This is a genomic window from Acinetobacter sp. ANC_7588, from assembly GCF_056783995.1.
In genome coordinates, this window is record NZ_JBWYIU010000004.1 from 86,754 (window position 1) to 105,734 (window position 18,981).

Consider the following 18,981-nt stretch of genomic DNA (forward strand, 5'->3'; position numbering starts at 1 on the left):
TACTTAAAACTAAAGGTATTGATTCAGGACATGAATATGTTTTTGCAATGACCCTGTATTCCGTTGCATGATCTTTTGAGCCTGATTTTGTACTGCTAAAATCGTTTCATCCTGAGATAAGCACTGAATAAGATGATTCACCACCTCTTCCGTAGTTTGACCGATTAGAATCCCTTTTTCTTCCACAAATTCATCGACAATGGTTTGAAAGTTAAAGTAGTTCGGTCCAATCACAGTCGGGACATTGAGTGATATTGGCTCTAAGATATTATGCCCACCGCCAGGTTCATTTAATGATCCACCCACAAAACTTGCTTGGCTCAATGCATACCAAATCCACATTTCACCCATACTATCAGCAACATAAACTTGTGTATCAGCCTCAATGATTTCACCTAAACTACGTCGATGCATTTTTAACTCATGACTTTGAATGGCTTGTGCAACTTCATCAAAACGTTCTGGATGACGCGGTACAATAATCAGCAAGACGGCAGGATGATCATTTAAATAATCTTTAAACTTAGATAACAGATTTTTCTCTTCAGGATGATGTGTGCTTGCAATCGTAATAATTTGGCGTGCTTGCAAATCCCAATCTTGATGGATTTGTTGCGCTTTCAATAGCATTTCTTCGGGCGCATGAATATCAAACTTAATACTACCTACTGTTTGACTATGCGCTGTAGCAGCACCTAAAGCCCTAAATCGATTCAGTGAAGCTTCATCTTGAGCCAAAAGTTGAGTCAGACCGCTGAGCATAGGCTGAGTAATACTTGGTACTTTGGCGTATCCTTTTGCTGACTTTTTAGATAAACGTGCGTTCACCAAAAAAGTGGGTATTTTACTAATTTTCGCCTGATCAATTAAATTGGGCCATAGTTCTGTTTCAACCAAAACCAACATTTTAGGTTGATATTTTTTAAAAAAAGCACTGACTAATTTTTTTTGATCTGCAGGTAAATATACTGCTTGAAAAAGATCTACATATGGTGCTTTTGCAAATAAAGATTTAGCTCGTGCCTGACCTGTTTTGGTGGTATTCGTAACCAACACAGCATACCCAAGCTTTAAATAATGTTCTATCAGAGGTTGTGCAGCATTGGTTTCTCCAACTGAAACCACATGAAACCATATCGCATTAAGATTTTTTGGAGATTGAAACGGACCGAAGCGCTCTAAGCACTCTTGATGAAATTGCTCAATATTGTCTGCTCGCTTTTTTATACGCCATTTATAAATTGGCTTTAGTAAAGCCAATGCTGCGTTATACCAAAATGGAGTTGTCAAAACGTAAGACCTCGAGCTTTCTTAAAAAAATAGGGCATGACCACGAAGTTGAGATCATACCCTGCGAATTTTTTCGGTTCAAATACTTATCTTAAATTTCAATTTCCTTGTAAAAAAGGATAATCGATATAGCCTTCAGCCACATTCGTCCCGATCATATTTTCTAACTTTAATTCATTCAAAGGAGCATTGTGTACCAAACGCTCATATAAATCAGGATTGGCGATATAATCTTTACCAAAAGACACTGCATCAGCTTGACCTGAAGTGAGAAGTTGTAAAGCATCCTCTCGACTTAAACGCATATTGGCAATAAAAGGAATACCTTGTCCACGCGCTTTTAATTCTTGACTAATACTGTCTTCTGCCAAATATTCACGTGTAAAGAAAAATGCAATATGTCTTTGACCGAGTTGTTCTAACACATAACCGAAAGTTTCACGTGGATCATCATCACCCATATCGTGTTCATCACCACGAGGAGCTAAATGTACACCTACTCGACCAGCACCCCAAACTTCAATTAGCTCATCCACGACTTCTAACAAGAAACGCGCACGATTTTCCACCGAGCCGCCATATTCATCTTCACGCTGATTGGTTTTCGATTGCAAGAATTGATCAATTAAATAACCATTCGCCGCATGCAATTCCACACCATCAAATCCTGCCTCTTTAGCACGAATTGCTGCTTGTTTATATTGCGCTGTAATCGCGTGAATTTCAGAAATTTCTAATGGACGTGGCAAGACATAAGGACGTTTCGGACGCAACAAACTGACATGTCCGGCTTGTTGAACAGCACTCGCCGAAACGGGTATATCACCCTTCAGTAAATCTGGATGTGACACACGTCCAACATGCCAAAGCTGAGCGACAATTAAGCCATCTTTGTCATGAACAGCTTGGGTTACTTTCTTCCACCCTTCCACTTGAGCATCAGTGAATAATCCTGGCGTATTTAAATAGCCATTCGCCTCCTCAGAAATTACGGTCGCTTCTGAGATAATTAATCCACTACTTGCACGTTGCGCATAATACTCAGCCATCATTTCTGTTGGTACACGATCATCTGTCGCACGACTACGCGTTAAAGGTGCCATAACCACGCGATTTTTGAGCTTTAATTCACCAAAGACTACTGGGCTACTAAAATCAGTCATTCATTTATCCTCTTCACTCATTATCGTTAGAGTGATTGTTGAAGGTGTTCTGCAAAACTTTTTATCAGTGCTTCATTACGAGAAAAATAAGACCATTGACCATGCTTAGTAACATGAACCAAACCTGCTTGTTGTAAAACAGATAAATGATTAGACATGGTTGACTGAGATACATCTGCAATTTTTTCAATCTGTCCTGCACATACGCCACGACTAAAATCTTGCACGCACTCATCTTGTGGAATAAAGCGCTCTGGATCTTTTAAACATTGTAAAATTTGGCGGCGTATCGGGTTCGATAAGGCTTTAAAAATTGCTTCAGTATCCATCTCATTTCACTCAAGTTAATGATCTGCACTGTGCTGAACTCATTATATCGATTTTTATAGATATTAATATCGAATTATTACGATATTTAACAAATCGAGTTTATGAATGACTGTGCCGAATAATTCTGATTCTAACATTGAACTGATTTAATCTAGCAAGCTTCGTGCTAGAACAAAAAAAAGCAGGGCTTTTGCCCTGCTTTTTTTTAAAAATGATTAAAGCCCTTGTTTCAAACTAGCTTCAATAAATTTATCAAGATCACCATCTAACACTGCACCCGTGTTTGAGTTTTCAACGCCAGTACGTAAGTCCTTAATACGTGAATCATCCAACACATAAGATCGAATTTGGCTCCCCCACCCAATATCCGATTTAGAATCTTCTAGTGCTTGAGCTGCTTCATTACGCTTATTCATTTCCAATTCGTACAATTTAGCACGAAGCTGTTTCCAAGCATGATCACGGTTAGCATGTTGTGAACGCTGGTTCTGACAAGCCACCACAATTCCAGTTGGTGCATGGGTTAAACGCACTGCAGAATCTGTTTTGTTAATGTGCTGACCACCTGCACCTGAAGCGCGGTATGTATCCGTACGGACATCTGCTGGATTGATCTCAATTTCAATGTTGTCATCAATTTCTGGAGACACAAAAACCGCTGAGAATGAAGTGTGACGACGGTTGCCTGAGTCAAAAGGTGATTTACGGACTAAGCGATGTACACCTGATTCAGTACGTAACCAACCATAAGCATATTCGCCTTCTACACGAATAGTTGCCGATTTAATCCCAGCTACATCACCGTCAGATTCTTCCATTAACTCAGCTTTAAAGCCATGACGCTCAATCCAACGTAAGTACATACGTAATAGCATAGATGCCCAATCTTGAGCTTCAGTACCACCTGACCCCGCTTGAATTTCGACATAGCAAGGATTTGGATCCATTGGATTACTAAACATACGTCTGAATTCAAGTTTAGCCAGTTCAGCCTCAGCTGAATCAAGTTCTGCTTGAACATCTGCAAGCATTTCTTCTTCATCCGCTTCTACAGCAAGATCAAGCATCGCTTGTGCATCATCAAGTTGTGTTGCTAAACCATCTAAAACATTTAAAACGTTTTCGAGTTCACCTTTTTCTTTTGCCATCGCTTGAGCACGATTTTGATCATTCCAAATTGCTGGATCTTCAAGTTCGCGGAGAACCTCCTCTAAACGCTCTTTCTTTAGATCGTAGTCAAAGATACCCCCGTAGTGTTTGACCACGTTCGTTCAAGTCTTTCAGCTGGAGAAGATAAGGATTAATTTCCACGGTGTAGATCCTAAATATGTCTATATCAAAATTGGCAATATTTTAACACAGCCTAGTAAAACTTGAGAGTTTGCTTTTTTATTCAATATTCTCTTGACCATTGTTTAGTTATTATTAACAATACATTTAATTATTAAAAAATACTTACTTTATTTTTACAACAATAAGCAGAGACTTATGAAAATGAACAAAACCTATTTGGCTTTGGCCATCCTCCCTTTGACAACTTCAGCTATGGCCTACCAAGCTCAAATTGATGCTGAATATACCTATTTTGACCATGATAGTCTCAAGGTTGATTATCACGGTGTATTTGAAACAGAAGGTACTTATTACTTCAAAGCAGTTGATACTGAAAATAAACCACTTAATGAGGCTGCATTTCTTGGCCACCATAATCGCGTTTCAGCGAAATATAGTTTTCAGCATATTAAAGACGATAAAGTGTATATAAATGAAACAGTTGCACAAAGCAAACAAGAGCTGCACGGCTATTCAATAGGGGGAGAATATTATATTGATCAACTGTACTTCACAGGTGAGGTCGGTCGTCAACATTATAAAGTGGAGTCACGCTCAAGCTCACTAAACGGTTCATCTCATGCTAAGCAGCGTTTCGATCTAACCACCTATAGAGCTCTCGTTGGTTATACTCCTATTCAAAATTTACTGATAGCAGTAGGTATTAATGCTTATAAAGGTGAAGGCTTTGATGAAAATGCTTTTGCTTTAAAAGCCAAATATGTCACCCCATTAGGCCAAAATGGTCAATATCTCAATTTAGAATTGGATGGTAGTTTTGGACATGATATTGATTCGATTACATTTGGTGGGGATTATTATTTAACTCAACGCTTAAGCCTAGGTAGTGCTTATACACGAGATACGAATAGCACTAGTAAAATTCATAAAGACGAATACCAATTACGTGGCAAATACTTTATCAATAATAACCTCTCTCTTGGGAGTATTTTAAGATTCAGTGATGATGAAGATAAGTTTAATATAAACGGAACATATCGATTCTAATTCCATTCAACATGGGGAAGTAGCAGTTCCAAAACTGCTACTTTCGTTCAAATTGCATACAATTCATATTCAAAAGCAACATAAAATGACTAAAACACCTTATCTTTCACATGAATTAACATGTTTTTTTATTTTTTAAAATCAATAACTTAAATTTTTATTTTTACATAAAAATTACACAAGATACATTACTGTTACTTTTGCTTGATTGATCCTTCATGATTTTCCCCTACACTGAACTTGTAACAAAAAATGTATTAACAACTAACTCTATTGAGGGGAAGTATCCATGAAAAAATTAGCAATCGCGTCTGCACTTCTTTCTGCTTTAGCTGTAACTGGAACTGCAAATGCATATCAAGCTGAAGTAGGTGCTTCTGCAGGTCTTATCGATCCTGATAATGGTAGTACAAGTGGTTCATTTGGTGTTGATGGTACTTATTATTTCCAACCAGTTCAAACACGCAATGCTCCACTAGCTGAAGCTGCATTCCTTGATCGTGCAAGTAATGTAAATGCGAAATACCAATACAGCGAAGTTGGTGATGATGAAAGACATCAATACGGCGTAGGTGTTGAATACTTCGTACCTAATTCTGATTTTTATGTAAGCGGTAATGTTGGTCGTGATGATCGTAAATTTGATATTGGACCTGATTTTGATGAGACAGTTTATGGTGCTGAAGTAGGTTATTTGCCTGCACCTGGCTTATTAATTGCAGCAGGTCTTAAGGGTTACGATAACGACTATGATGATGGTGTTGACCCAACATTACGTGCTAAATATGTAACTACATTGTCTAACGGTAAAGATATCAACTTAGAAGCTGGCGCTGCATTCGGTGACCTTGATGAATATAATCTAGCTGCTGATTACTTCATCGATAAAACTTTAAGTGTTGGTGTGGATTACTATAGTAAAGATACTGGTCCTGCAGATACAAACGAGTTTGGTGTAAGCGCACGTAAATTCTTCACACCTCAAGTAAGCTTAGAAGGTCGTGTAGGTTTCGGTGAACTTGCAAATAATGATTACAACAAGTTCGGTTTAGCTGCTAAATATCGCTTCTAATATCTTAATTAAAATTTAGTGTTTCTTAAAAGCCCATCTTAATGATGGGCTTTTTTTGTGCAAAATCCCGATGCAATGTCATTTTTTGTGCATTGACTCATCCCCTTTTGTTCTTACAATAGAAATCAGCTGTCACAAAACAGTCATATTTCTATAACAAAGAGAGTCAATATATGTTTAAAAAAATTACACTTGCGACTGCACTTATTGCAAGCTTAGGAACTGCACATGCGTATCAAGCTGAAGTTGGGGCTACAGCCAAATTGATCGATCCTGATAATGGTAGCAATTCTGCAGGTTTTGCGCTTGATGGCACATATTATTTTAATCCTGTTCAAATCAAGAACTCTCCATTGAACGAAGCTGCATTTTTAAATCGTTCGAGCAACGTGAATGCAAAAGTATCTTATGACGACTTTGATGTGGTCGAATACTGGAATTATGGTGTTGGAATTGAATACTTTGTTCCAAATACTGATTTCTATCTAAATGCCAATCTTTCTCAGGAAACTCAAAAAATACCTAACACCCCTGATAATGATGTCACAAACTATAAAATTGAAGCTGGTTATTTCTTAGCACCATCTTTATTGGTCGCAGCTGGTTTACGTGGTTGGGATGATGACAACGATGATGGTATTGACCCTACTATTCGAGCAAAATATGTCACTCAAATTGGCACAAATGATGTGAATTTAGAGGCTGGAGCTGCATTTGGTGATCTAGACGAGTTCTCGTTAAGAGGCGATTATTATATTGATAAAACACTCAGCGTGGGTGTTGACTATTTCAATCAAGATTTCAATGGCGGATCTTTTGATGAGTTTGGTGTAAATGCTAAAAAATTCTTCAATCAGCAAGTAAGTGTCGAAGGTCGAATTGGTTTCGCAGATGACGGTAATACCTTTGCTGTACGTGGTGCATACCGCTTCTAATCTTTGAGTGCTAAAAACCGCTCTAATGAGCGGTTTTTTATTGATGCATATGTACAATGCGCATTTGTAAACTGGTATTGCCATTAAAGGTATTTTTATCCAGCTCATAGACCAAGCGAATTTCATTGAGCATCGGATCAAACTGATATTTATCTGCTGCGTTAAAGGCGATTGCCTCTACCACTTGACCATTTTCTAAAGCTACACGCAGTTTCAAGTGCACATCCTTAAGCCAGCGATAATCCAAAATTTTAAATACTCCCTCGAATACAGGCGCAGGAAACATTTGCCCCCAAGGACTTAAATTTTGTAATACGTCCACCGTTTCAATTTGGAAAGCTGAAGCTGGCAACTCCCCATCCGTCCATAAGGTTGCAGTAAACAGACTTTCATCTTGACTGGCAATCAACTGCTCAAATACCTGCTTAAATTCAGCAAAATGTTCTTTTTTAATGGTTAGACCTGCAGCTGCAGCATGCCCACCAAAGTGACTGACAATATGTGGATATTGCTCAGCCACACGCTCAATCGCATCCCGAATATGAATTCCCTCAATTGAACGCGCTGAACCTTTGATATGAATGCCATCTTCATCACGGGCAAAAACGATACTCGGACGATGGAACTGCTCTTTTAAGCGTCCTGCCACAATTCCAATCACACCTTGATGCCAATGTGGCTCAAACATAATTAACGCTGCAGGTATTGCATCCTTATCTAGCTGAATTTGATCTAATGCAGTCAATGCTTCTTGTTTAATTTTACCTTCTACCTGACGACGTTCCACATTGAGTTGATTCAGCTGTTCCGCTAAAGGATATGCTGTAGCCAAGTCGGATGCCAAGAGACATTCGATGCCAATATCCATGGTTTCCATACGCCCTGCCGCATTAATTCGCGGTCCAATCACAAAACCTAAGTCTTGCGCTTTCAGTCCTGCAGGATCACGTTTGGCAATATCTAATAAGGCTGAAATCCCAGGGCGACATAATCCTTGTTGAATCCGCTTTAGACCACTGTCGATTAAGATTCGGTTGTTATAGTCCAAACTGGCAACATCGGCATAGGTCCCAAGCGCAACCAAATCCAAATAGCTGATCATTTGTGCAAAAGACTTGCCCATTTTTTTACGATGACTGGATAGGTTCGCCAACACATAAAAGGCAACTCCTACTCCTGCCAAAGCTTTACTTGGAAACTCACAACCGAGTTGATTCGGATTCACCACTGCCTCAGCCATAGGCGTTGGCTTGGTTGTGAGATGGTGATCGGTAATAATTACTTGCATCCCATGATCTTGAGCTTGCTTAACTCCATCATGACTTGAAATGCCATTGTCGACCGTAATCAACAAATCAGGCGTAAAGTTGGCAAACGCAAGATCTGCAATAGCAGGTGTCAAACCATAGCCATACTTAAAGCGATCAGGGACTAAATAATCAACATCTGCCCCCATGTCACGTAGTGCAAGCATCATCAGTGCTGTACTGGTCGCACCGTCAGCATCATAGTCACCGACAATCACAATTTTTTTGTGTTGATCAATGGCTTGGTCGATCAACTGAATTGCAGCATCTAACCCCTTCATAGTTGGCGCTAATAAGTATTTTAATTTCAGTTCTAGTTCTTGTTCAGATTCAACGCCTCGACGTGCCAAAATTTCGGCAATAAATGAAGGCACGCCCTGAAAATTTTCAGGGCGTGTTAAAAATGGACGTTGCTTGATTTCAAATTTTGGCATTTATGGCATCAATCGTTGTAATTTCCACGCACCGTCGATTTTTTCATAACACAAACGGTCGTGCAAACGGTTTGGGCGACCTTGCCAGAACTCATAATAATCTGGCTCTATACGGTAACCACCCCAGAAGTCAGGCTTATCTAAAGTTTGTTGATCTGCCACACGCTCATGCAAATCATTAAAGCGTTGCTGTAGCTCGTCACGGCTCGCAATCACACCACTTTGTGGGGTACTAATATGCGCTGCAATTTGACTATCACGCGGACGCTTATGGTAATAATCAGCGGATTCTTGTTCCGAAATTTTTACCACTCGACCTGAAATGCGAATTTGGCGTTCTTGTTCTGCCCAATAAAACAGAATTTGCGCATAAGGATTGGCTACTAAGTCGAGTCCTTTTTGGCTGTCATAATTGGTATAGAACGCATAACCATTTTCATCCGCACCTCGAAGTAATACGGTACGTACGTGCGGTCGACCATCGGCATTTGCCGTAGCCAATGACATGGCATACGGTTCGTGAAGCTGAGCTTCTAACGCATGGTTAAACCACAATAGAAACTGTTCATGTGGATCAGCATTCACTTGATCCTCATGTAATTCGCCTTTTTGATAATTTAGGCGCAGTTCACTGAGATCTTTAATCAAATCACTCATGAGTCAATCCCCGATTAAGCTGCTGCATTAGCACGTACAGCATCTGCCAAAGCATGTGCCAGTGCAGTCACTTCTTGAAGATTATCACCTTCAACCATCACACGAATTACAGGTTCAGTCCCTGACTTACGAATCAGTAATCGACCACGACCTTTAAGTTGCGCTTCGGCTTTGGCAAATTCTGCAGCCAATGCAGGTACTGAGTATGGATCAAACATTGCATCTAAACGGACATTTACAAGCACGTTTGGCAGTAATTTAAAGTCAGCAACCAACTCATGCAATGCTTTCTTCTGTTCAACCATGACAGTTAAGACTTGTAGGGCTGCAATAATCGCATCACCTGTGGTGCTCTTGTCTAGAGTTAAAATGTGACCTGAAGGTTCACCACCAATAACCCAACCGTTTTCCTCTAAACCTTGCAGTACATAACGGTCACCAACTTTGGCACGTAGCAGTGGAACTTCTGCTTTTTCAAGTGCTAATTCAAGTGCCATATTGCTCATGAGCGTACCGACAATACCGGCTGGTTTATTGGCACTTTGTGTCGCCAAGATATATAGAATATGATCGCCATCAATCAGCTTTCCATTCTGATCCACTAGAATGACACGATCTGCATCGCCATCAAATGCAATACCCAAATCTGCTTGATGCTCAACAACAGCAGCTTGCAAACTCTCAGGATGAGTTGAGCCACAGCCTTGGTTAATATTCAAACCATTCGGTTCATTATGAATCGCAATCACTTTGGCACCGAGCTCACGGAATACCGCAGGACCCACGTTATATGCTGCTCCATTGGCACAGTCGACGACAATCTTTAAATTGTTTAAATCATAATGGTATGGGAACGTTGATTTACAAAATTCAATATAACGACCTGGAGCATCATCAACACGCACACTTTTTCCTAGACTCGCAATATCATCAATGACAATATCTTTCTCGAGTTCAGCATTAATCTCATCTTGAAACTCGTCTGGTAATTTTTTTCCTTCTGAAGAAAAAAACTTAATGCCATTATCATGATAAGGGTTATGTGAAGCTGAGATGACAATCCCTAAACTGGCATGCAAAGCACGAGTTAAATGAGCAATGGCAGGCGTAGGTAATGGACCCAATAAATGCACATAAACACCAGCTGCGTTTAAACCCGATTGTAAAGCAGCTTCTAAAATATAACCTGATAAACGAGGATCTTTGCCCATCACCACAATCGGTTTATTTCTTTTTGTTCTACGCTTAAGTACTTTACCCGCAGCAAACCCTAATTTGAGTGCAAACTCAGGTGTGATTGGAAATACACCGAATTTCCCACGAATACCATCAGTACCAAAATAACTCATTCATTCTCTCACTTCTTAGCGGGTGATTAACATCATCCTTTTTCAATGCGCACCACTTTACACCAAAATAAAAAAACCGTCATTTACATGACGGTTTTTTTAAAAATTGTTTTATAACAGGCAATTAACCAACACGGTAATTCGGTGCTTCTTTAGTAATGGTCACATCGTGAACGTGTGATTCAGACATACCCGCAGACGTGATTTTCACGAATTTCGCATTTTGACGAAGATCTTCAATCACTGCAGAGCCTGTATAACCCATAGATGAACGTAAACCACCCATCATTTGATGCACGATGTTGCCCATTGGCCCTTTGTAAGGTACGCGGCCTTCAATACCTTCTGGAACCAACTTCTCAGCACCTGCTTTAGAGTCTTGGAAATAACGATCCGCAGAACCTGTTGCACCCGCCATTGCACCCAATGAACCCATTCCTCGGTAAGCTTTGTAATAACGACCTTGGAAGAATTCAACTTCGCCTGGTGCTTCTTCAGTACCAGCAAGTAAAGAACCCACCATAATCGTACTTGCACCTGCACCGATCGCTTTTGCCATATCACCTGAGAAGCGGATACCACCGTCTGCGATCAATGGAATTTGATCTTTCAGTGCGTTAGCAACAGAATCGATCGCCGAAATTTGTGGCATACCAATACCTGCAACAATACGAGTCGTACAGATTGAACCAGGACCGATACCTACTTTCACAGCATCTGCGCCTGCATCAAGTAAAGCCAATGCAGCATCGCCAGTCGCAATGTTACCGCCAATGACTTGAACTTGTGGGTAGTTGGCTTTAACCCAACGTACGCGCTCGATAACACCAGCAGAGTGACCATGTGCAGTATCGACTACAATCACGTCAACACCCGCATCAACCAATGCTTCAACACGGCTTGGAGTTTCTACACCTGTACCAACTGCAGCACCCACACGTAAACGACCTAAGTCATCTTTACAGCTATTTGGATAAAGCTCAGCCTTATTAAAATCTGTTACAGTGATTAAACCTTTTAGTTCGTTGTTTTCGCCAACAACAATCACTTTCTCAATGCGATTTTTTTGGAGAAGTGCCTGAATGTTTTCTTTCGATTCACCTTCGCGAACGGTGACCAAACGATCTTGACCAGTCATGATGTTGCTTACTGGCTGTTCAAGATTAGTTTCAAAGCGTGTATCACGACCTGTCACAATACCAACTACTTTGCCATCTTTCACCACTGGCACACCGCTGATATTGTTCGCTTGCGTAATTGCGATTAACTCACGCACAGTCGTTTCAGGGGTTACTGTAATTGGATCTTTCACCATGCCTGCTTCGAATTTTTTCACACGGCGTACTTCAGCAGCTTGCGCTGCAATATCCATATTTTTATGAAGGATACCAATACCGCCATTTTGTGCCATTGCAATTGCCATACGGGATTCAGTCACCGTATCCATTGCTGCAGACACAAGAGGGATATTCAAATTAATGCCGCGAGTTAAACGTGTCTTTAGAGAGACATCTTTTGGGAGAACAGTAGAGTAGGCAGGGAGTAATAGGACATCATCAAAAGTTAACGCGTCTTGAACGATGGTCAACATAACAGTCTCACTGGTAATTTCCGTGCGCCATTATATACAAATTTTAAGGTAAATTTCATTTCTTATTATCGACAATTTTATGAAATTTACCCACCACCCCTATTTTTATGCAATTTACTATCCGAAAAAATCATAATAAGAGCATATAAAACAGAAGCATATTTTAAATCATTCAAATTAACTGACCTGATCGTAATCGTCATCATTCGACGATGGAACAATTTCAATATCAATTAATGGGATCAGATGATGGGCTTGTCGAGCTTTGGCACATTGCGCATCTCCGGCTTGGACCTCTCTACACGATGAACTGCGAACCGTATAGATCGAGCAAGAGACCTGCTTCCCTATTTCTCCTTCTAGAGCAACGCATCGCGGGTTAGTTTGATTCGTCCCCACCATACAAGCATATACAGGGTTAATATCCTCAACCATCTCGGTAGGAATGTTCATCGCTTCCGCACCATAAAATGAAACACGGAAATAGGCACAACAAGCACCACAACTTAAACACGCATCCTGTGCAGAAATCTGAGAGAGCATTTTTAAATCTCTTAAAAATAATTTTTTAGTGACGAAATCCTAAAAAAACTTAATTTCAAAAACAAGATTTATTTTTATTATATTTATTTACTAATCAATAACTTCCATTAAAAAAATGCACCATTATGAATCACTTTCATGGTGCATTATTTCAATACTATTTATAAATAAACTAAATCTTTTGAAGATTCAGATCTTTATGCGTATACAACCATTTATAAACAATAATGTTGCACTAAAGTGCCCACACCTATGACAAGGAAAATTATTGCGCCAATTTTGTGAATCAAGGAAATAGGTAATCGATTCGCCAATTTATCACCAATAAATACTGCCGGCGCATTAGCGATCATCATACCTAATGTCGTTCCAGCCATCACCCACCAGATACTGTCAAAACGTGCAGCAAGTGCCACTGTCGCAATCTGCGTTTTGTCGCCAATTTCAGCCAAGAAAAATAAAATAAATGTCGCTCCAAAAACGCCAAATTTTTGCCATTTTTGAATACTTCCTGACTCATCCTCTAGTTCATCAGGGACCAGCATCCAAGCAGCCATAGCAATAAATCCTATTGCTAGAATCCACATGAGGATCTCGGGACTTAAAATTGTTGTAACCCATTGTCCTAGAGCAGCGGAAACTCCATGATTGACAATTGTCGCTAACAAAATAGCAATTAAGATTGGAACGGGTTTACGAAAGCGTGCAGCAAGAAGTAAAGCTAACAATTGGGTTTTATCACCCATTTCAGCTAGTGCGACGATACCTGTAGACAGAAGGAATTCATACATGATGTCTTTCTCTGGCTAGCATAACAAATACCAATGACCCACCATCCCTGCTAGCCAAAAATCCGCAGAATGGTAAATCAAAGGTCTTGCCAACAAAAGAAAGCTCAAATAGAGCTCATTTGGTTCTTTGCTATGATGACCATGCTCGTTTTAGAGCAAATATGTTGACCATCACCTGTTCTATTGCAGAACAGCGGCTACTCCCCAATGAAGTTTATCCATTATAAGCCTGGCTTTTTGTTTTTACAAATAAAAACCCCACCGAAGTGAGGTTTTGATTCTGCAGACAAAATACGTTAAAAATATTTAGATGAGCAATGTACGAATATCTTTAAGCAGCTTCGTCAGTTTATTGGTAAAGCGAGCAGCATCAGCACCATTAATGACACGATGGTCATAAGACAATGACAATGGAAGCATTAAACGTGGATCAAAACCTTGTCCATTCCACACAGGTTGCATCGTTGCAGGTGAAATACCCAAGATTGCCACTTGCGGCCAGTTGACAAGCGGAGTGAATGCCGTACCACCAATTGCGCCTAGGCTTGAAATCGTGAAGTTGGCACCTTGCAGATCTTTCGGTGACAATTTCTTATCACGTGCTTTTTGACCCAACTCACCGAGTTCAACTGCGATTTGCTTAATTGATTTTTGATCTGGATTACGTAGCACAGGCACTGTTAAACCATCTGGTGTAGCAACAGCAATGCCCATATGGATTTCTTTACGCAGTAATACGGTTTTGCCATCATCAGACAAGTGACCTGCAAACTCACGTTCTTCTTTTAGCAAATGCGCTACAGCCTTGATGATGAATGCCATAATGGTCAGGCTAATGCCTTCTTTCTTAAAGTTGCCTTTAAGCTCATTACGCCATGCTTCAAGCTCCGTAATATCTGCCGCATCGAATTGGGTCACTTGCGGGATATAATTGTTCAATGACAACTGTGGAATAGACACTTGCTGTAAACGTGTTAACGCTTTTTCTTCTACACCACCAAAGGCGTCAAAACTTGGTAATTTAGGCAATCCTGCTGGTGCAGCAACTGTCGGTGCAGCAGTTACAGGTGCTGGTGCAGTTAAACGTGTTTTCACATACGCAAAGATGTCTTCTTTCATTAAGCGTGCATGTGGACCAGAAGCTTTGACTTCTGCCAACACAACACCAAGCTCACGCGCCAACTTACGTACCGCAGGACCAGCATATACTTTGGCGTTTGCTGCATTTTGCTCTTTGGTCAGTTTATCTGCTGAAGGGGCTGCTGTTTGTACAGTAGCAACCGCTGCTTGCGCAGGGGCAGCTTTTGGTGCTTCCGCTTTTGTAGTCACTGGTGCTGATACAGGGGCTTCTGTAACTGGGGTTGCTTGACCTTCAGCTTCAATCGTGACTAAAGCCACACCTTCAGACACATTTTGACCCAATTCAATATGAATTGCGGTAATCACACCTGTGGTGGTACTTGGTACTTCAACAGTCGCTTTATCTGATTCAACCACAATGATGCTTTGGTCTTTTTCAACCTTATCACCAACAGCCACTAAAATTTCAGCTACAGCAGCTTTGTCTACACCTAAGTCAGGGACAGCGATCTCAACTTTACCTGCTGGCGCTGAAGCAACTGTCTCTTTTGTTGATTCTGCAGGTGGTGCCTCTGCAGATAGAACAGTCGTCGGTGTAGTTTCTGCAGCAGCTTGCGCCGCGGTTGATGCTGAAGCTGCTGTTTTCACTTTCAGAATCACAACACCCTCTTTCACTGTATTACCGACTGAAATTTCAATCGATTCAACTGTACCCGCAACAGCACTTGGAACTTCAACTGTCGCTTTGTCAGACTCAACGACAATGATACTTTGATCGGCATCAATTTCGTCGCCAACCGCAACCAAGATCTCACCCACAGTGGCTTTTTCAACACCAATGTCTGGTACTTGAACATCAACAGTTTCAGACGCCGTTGATGCTGCTTCAGGCGCTTCCGCTTGAGATTGGTCTACAGGTTCTGCGTGAGCTTGTGCTTTCGATTCTTCAACTTGTGCTGTAGGTGCTTCAGATGACGTTTGCCCCTCCGCTTCAAGCTCTACCAAAACCGCACCTTCAGCAACTTCGTCACCAAGGCTCACCAAAATACTTTTCACCACACCTGCTGAAGTGCTTGGCACTTCAACAGATGCTTTGTCAGACTCCAACAAAACAATGCTGTCATCGACACTAATCGTATCACCCACTTTGACCAAAATTTCAGCCACTGTAGCTTTATCTACACCAATATCAGGAGTCGTAATTTGCATGCTTAGTTCTCCTCTTTGTAGTCAGCTACAGCGTGAAGTTCAGGCGTTGTTTGAGGTGCCCAAGCGACTGGACGGTCAGTATCTAATTCAAAGCTAGAAATCGCATCTTTAACTAGACGCGCATCTACTTCACCCTCGTCAGCAAGTTTCTTCAGTGTCGCAACAACAATATGTGCAGCATCTACACCAAAGTAGCTACGAAGTTTTGCACGTGTATCTGAGCGACCATAACCGTCTGTACCTAATGCTACAAATGGACGGTTATCTGGAAGGTAAGCGCGAATTTGCTCACTGTAAGCACGCATATGATCTGTTGCAGAAACGACGATACCTTTCGTACCACGCAACTGCTTCGACACCCATGCTTCTTTTACATCTTCAGTAAGTGGATGTAAACGATTATATTCTTCGCACGCCATACCATCACGCGCAAGCTCATTAAAGCTTGTTACGCTGTAGACATTCGAATGAATTTGATATTCATCACGTAAGATTTGAGCCGCTTTAATCACTTCACGCAGAATTACACCTGAACCTAAAAGCTGAACTGTGGCTTTTTCATCTTCCTCAAGTAAATACATACCACGTTTAATGCCTTCTTCAGCACCTTGTGGCATCGCTGGATGCTCATAGTTCTCATTCATTACAGTTAAGTAATAGAACACACGCTCCTGATCCACATACATGCGTTTTAGACCGTCATGTACAATCACCGCAAGTTCATATCCGAAACATGGATCATAAGAAATACAATTTGGAATCGTATTCGCAAGAATATGTGAGTGACCATCTTGATGCTGTAGACCTTCACCATTCAGCGTAGTACGACCAGCAGTTGCACCCAATAAGAAACCTTGCGCCTGTGCATCACCTGCCGCCCATGCAATATCACCAATACGTTGGAAGCCAAACATTGAGTAATACATGTACATCGGGATCATAGGAAGGTTATTGGTTGAATAACTTGTTCCTAAAGCAGCCCAAGCACTCATCGCACCTGCTTCATTGATCCCCTCTTGAAGCATATGACCATCTTTCGCTTCACGGTAATGCATCAACTGCTCTTGATCTTCAGGGGTATATTTTTGACCGTGCGCGGCATAAATGCCCAATTGACGGAACATCCCTTCTAAACCGAAAGTACGCGCCTCATCTGGAACAATTGGTACCACACGGTCTTTAATTGCTTTTTCTTTCAGTAGTGCAGAGATTAAACGTACCATCACCATGGTCGTTGATTGTTGCTTACCATTAGAACCAGCTAACACTGCATCAAATACAGACAACTCAGGAATCGCTAAAGATTCGCTCTCTTTACGACGTGCTGGTAAGTAACCACCTAATGCCTCACGGCGAGCCTTCATATACTTAATTTCAGGCGAGTTTTCACTTGGGCGATAAAATGGAACTTCTTCAAGTTGCTCATCGGTAAATGGCAAGTTGAAACGGTTACGTACATATTTAAGCGATTCAAGTTGCATTTTCTTGATTTGATGCGTTTTATTGACCGCTTCAATTTCTTCAGATAAGCCGTAACCTTTAACAGTTTTCGCGAGAATAACCGTTGGCTGACCTGTAGATTTCATGGCTTCTGCATAAGCAGCATATACTTTGTAAGGATCGTGACCGCCACGATTTAAATTATCGATATCTTCATCACTTAAGTGTTTAACTAACTCTTCAGCTTCAGGATATTTACCAAAGAAGTGCGCACGTGTATAAGCACCACCTTTCACTTGATAACGCTGATAATCACCATCTACAGCTTCTTCCATAATGGCTTTAAGCGCACCAGATTCATCTTTAGCAAGTAGTGGATCCCAATGACGACCCCATACTACTTTAATCACGCGCCAACCTGCACCACGGAATAAAGACTCAAGTTCTTGGATGATCTTACCATTACCACGAACTGGACCATCTAAACGTTGCAAGTTACAGTTTACAACCCAAACCAAGTTGTCTAACTTTTCACGACCTGCCAACGAGATTGCACCAGTACTTTCTGGCTCATCCATCTCACCATCGCCAAGATAAGCCCAAACCTTACGATCTTCTTCTTTAATCAAACCGCGGTTCATCAAGTACTTTTGAATATGTGCTTGATAAATGGACATGATTGGACCCAGACCCATCGATACCGTTGGGAACTGCCAATAGTCTGGCATTAAGTATGGATGTGGGTACGAAGGTAAACCAATACCATCAACTTCACGACGGAAATTGTTTAGATGCTCTTCAGTTAAACGACCTTCCAAGAATGAACGCGCATAAATCCCTGGTGCACAGTGACCTTGATAATAAATCATGTCACCGCCGAAGTTATCACTGTTCGCACGGAAGAAATGGTTAAAGCCAACATCATATAAAGTTGCAGAAGATGCAAAGCTGGCTAAGTGACCACCAAGATCGTCGCCTGTTTTATTGGCGCGAAGCACCATTGCTAAAGCATTCCAACGAATCAAAGCACGAATTCGGCGCTCCATATCTGGATCGCCAGGCATTGCAGGTTGCTCTTCTACTGAAATCGTATTTAAGTAAGGAGTATTTAGACGCTGAATGGGAACATGTTTCGCAATCGCACGTTGATACAGTTTTTCAAGAAGAAAGGCTGCTCTTTCCGTCCCCATATGCTGTAAAACAGAGTCAAAAGCGTCCTGCCACTCTTGGGTTTCTTGTGCGTCGGTATCACCGTAATACGCCATATTACACCTATATTCATGCCTATTTGTATACCCTATATTTAACATATTTTCGCGATACGCAGTTATGGCTATAAATGAATACGACATTAGACTAATATTTCGATAACAAATAGTACTTGACCATTTATTACACAAATTAACACTAAAACGCCAATATTGCTGTTTTTTTATACAAAGCTTTATTC

15 protein-coding genes and 1 riboswitch are annotated in these 18,981 nt (G+C 40.9%); of the genes, 3 read left to right on the forward strand and 12 right to left on the reverse strand.

The annotated features are described in order from the left end of the window. Window positions 1–9 precede the first annotated feature (9 nt). The 4 genes from AC1M9J_RS05450 to prfB all read right to left on the reverse strand — a co-directional run bounded on the left by AC1M9J_RS05450 (window position 10) and on the right by prfB (window position 4,094). Entirely contained in the window at window positions 10–1,290 is a 1,281-nt protein-coding gene (locus AC1M9J_RS05450) for a 3-deoxy-D-manno-octulosonic acid transferase (protein WP_481595749.1), read from the reverse strand. Between the two features lie 98 nt (window positions 1,291–1,388). Beyond that, window positions 1,389–2,453 carry an alkene reductase gene (locus AC1M9J_RS05455; protein WP_481588808.1) on the reverse strand — a complete coding sequence of 355 codons (1,065 nt, stop codon included), beginning with the start codon at window positions 2,451–2,453 and terminating at the stop codon, window positions 1,389–1,391. A gap of 26 nt (window positions 2,454–2,479) precedes the next feature. Then, window positions 2,480–2,782, reverse strand: coding sequence for an ArsR/SmtB family transcription factor (locus tag AC1M9J_RS05460; RefSeq protein WP_035265803.1), 303 nt, complete (start codon window positions 2,780–2,782; stop codon window positions 2,480–2,482). A 216-nt stretch (window positions 2,783–2,998) separates the two neighbouring features. After that, window positions 2,999–4,094 (reverse strand): peptide chain release factor 2 gene (gene prfB / locus AC1M9J_RS05465; protein WP_481591851.1). Its coding sequence is split into 2 segments (ribosomal slippage): window positions 2,999–4,021 and window positions 4,023–4,094, totalling 1,095 coding nucleotides; the frame shifts between segments, so codons are not numbered across the junction. A gap of 177 nt (window positions 4,095–4,271) precedes the next feature. Here prfB and AC1M9J_RS05470 point away from each other — a divergent pair. The 3 genes from AC1M9J_RS05470 (at window position 4,272) to AC1M9J_RS05480 (ending at window position 7,130) form a co-directional block, all read left to right on the forward strand. Continuing rightward, a complete protein-coding gene (locus AC1M9J_RS05470) occupies window positions 4,272–5,123 on the forward strand; it encodes a putative porin (RefSeq protein WP_481595748.1) in 852 nt (283 codons plus the stop codon). Between the two features lie 289 nt (window positions 5,124–5,412). Next, complete coding sequence (locus AC1M9J_RS05475) at window positions 5,413–6,195, forward strand: putative porin (protein WP_035265806.1); 783 nt, start codon at window positions 5,413–5,415, stop codon at window positions 6,193–6,195. A gap of 173 nt (window positions 6,196–6,368) precedes the next feature. Further along, the gene (locus AC1M9J_RS05480) at window positions 6,369–7,130 is read left to right on the forward strand and encodes a putative porin (protein ID WP_481595747.1); all 762 of its coding nucleotides are present in this window, start codon (window positions 6,369–6,371) and stop codon (window positions 7,128–7,130) included. Window positions 7,131–7,167: 37 nt separating this feature from the next. Here AC1M9J_RS05480 and recJ read toward each other — a convergent pair whose 3' ends face one another. The 8 genes from recJ to aceE all read right to left on the reverse strand — a co-directional run bounded on the left by recJ (window position 7,168) and on the right by aceE (window position 18,796). Beyond that, window positions 7,168–8,871: a single-stranded-DNA-specific exonuclease RecJ gene (gene recJ, locus AC1M9J_RS05485; protein WP_481595746.1), complete on the reverse strand. Its 1,704-nt coding sequence runs from the start codon at window positions 8,869–8,871 to the stop codon at window positions 7,168–7,170. Next, a complete protein-coding gene (gene pdxH / locus AC1M9J_RS05490; protein ID WP_481586870.1) occupies window positions 8,872–9,528 on the reverse strand; it encodes a pyridoxamine 5'-phosphate oxidase in 657 nt (218 codons plus the stop codon). 14 nt (window positions 9,529–9,542) lie between these two features. Continuing rightward, on the reverse strand, window positions 9,543–10,877 hold the full coding sequence (gene glmM, locus AC1M9J_RS05495) for a phosphoglucosamine mutase (protein WP_035265813.1): 1,335 nt from the start codon (window positions 10,875–10,877) through the stop codon (window positions 9,543–9,545). A 124-nt stretch (window positions 10,878–11,001) separates the two neighbouring features. Then, complete coding sequence (gene guaB, locus AC1M9J_RS05500; RefSeq protein WP_035265814.1) at window positions 11,002–12,468, reverse strand: IMP dehydrogenase; 1,467 nt, start codon at window positions 12,466–12,468, stop codon at window positions 11,002–11,004. Between the two features lie 177 nt (window positions 12,469–12,645). Further along, on the reverse strand, window positions 12,646–13,011 hold the full coding sequence (locus tag AC1M9J_RS05505; RefSeq protein ID WP_179999146.1) for a YkgJ family cysteine cluster protein: 366 nt from the start codon (window positions 13,009–13,011) through the stop codon (window positions 12,646–12,648). Window positions 13,012–13,226: 215 nt separating this feature from the next. After that, window positions 13,227–13,802 carry a TMEM165/GDT1 family protein gene (locus AC1M9J_RS05510; protein ID WP_035265818.1) on the reverse strand — a complete coding sequence of 192 codons (576 nt, stop codon included), beginning with the start codon at window positions 13,800–13,802 and terminating at the stop codon, window positions 13,227–13,229. A 75-nt stretch (window positions 13,803–13,877) separates the two neighbouring features. Next, a riboswitch (yybP-ykoY riboswitch) is annotated at window positions 13,878–14,020 on the reverse strand. A gap of 88 nt (window positions 14,021–14,108) precedes the next feature. Next, window positions 14,109–16,091, reverse strand: coding sequence for a 2-oxo acid dehydrogenase subunit E2 (locus AC1M9J_RS05515; protein ID WP_481952012.1), 1,983 nt, complete (start codon window positions 16,089–16,091; stop codon window positions 14,109–14,111). Window positions 16,092–16,093: 2 nt separating this feature from the next. Next, a complete protein-coding gene (gene aceE, locus AC1M9J_RS05520) occupies window positions 16,094–18,796 on the reverse strand; it encodes a pyruvate dehydrogenase (acetyl-transferring), homodimeric type (RefSeq protein WP_092766512.1) in 2,703 nt (900 codons plus the stop codon). Window positions 18,797–18,981 lie beyond the last annotated feature (185 nt).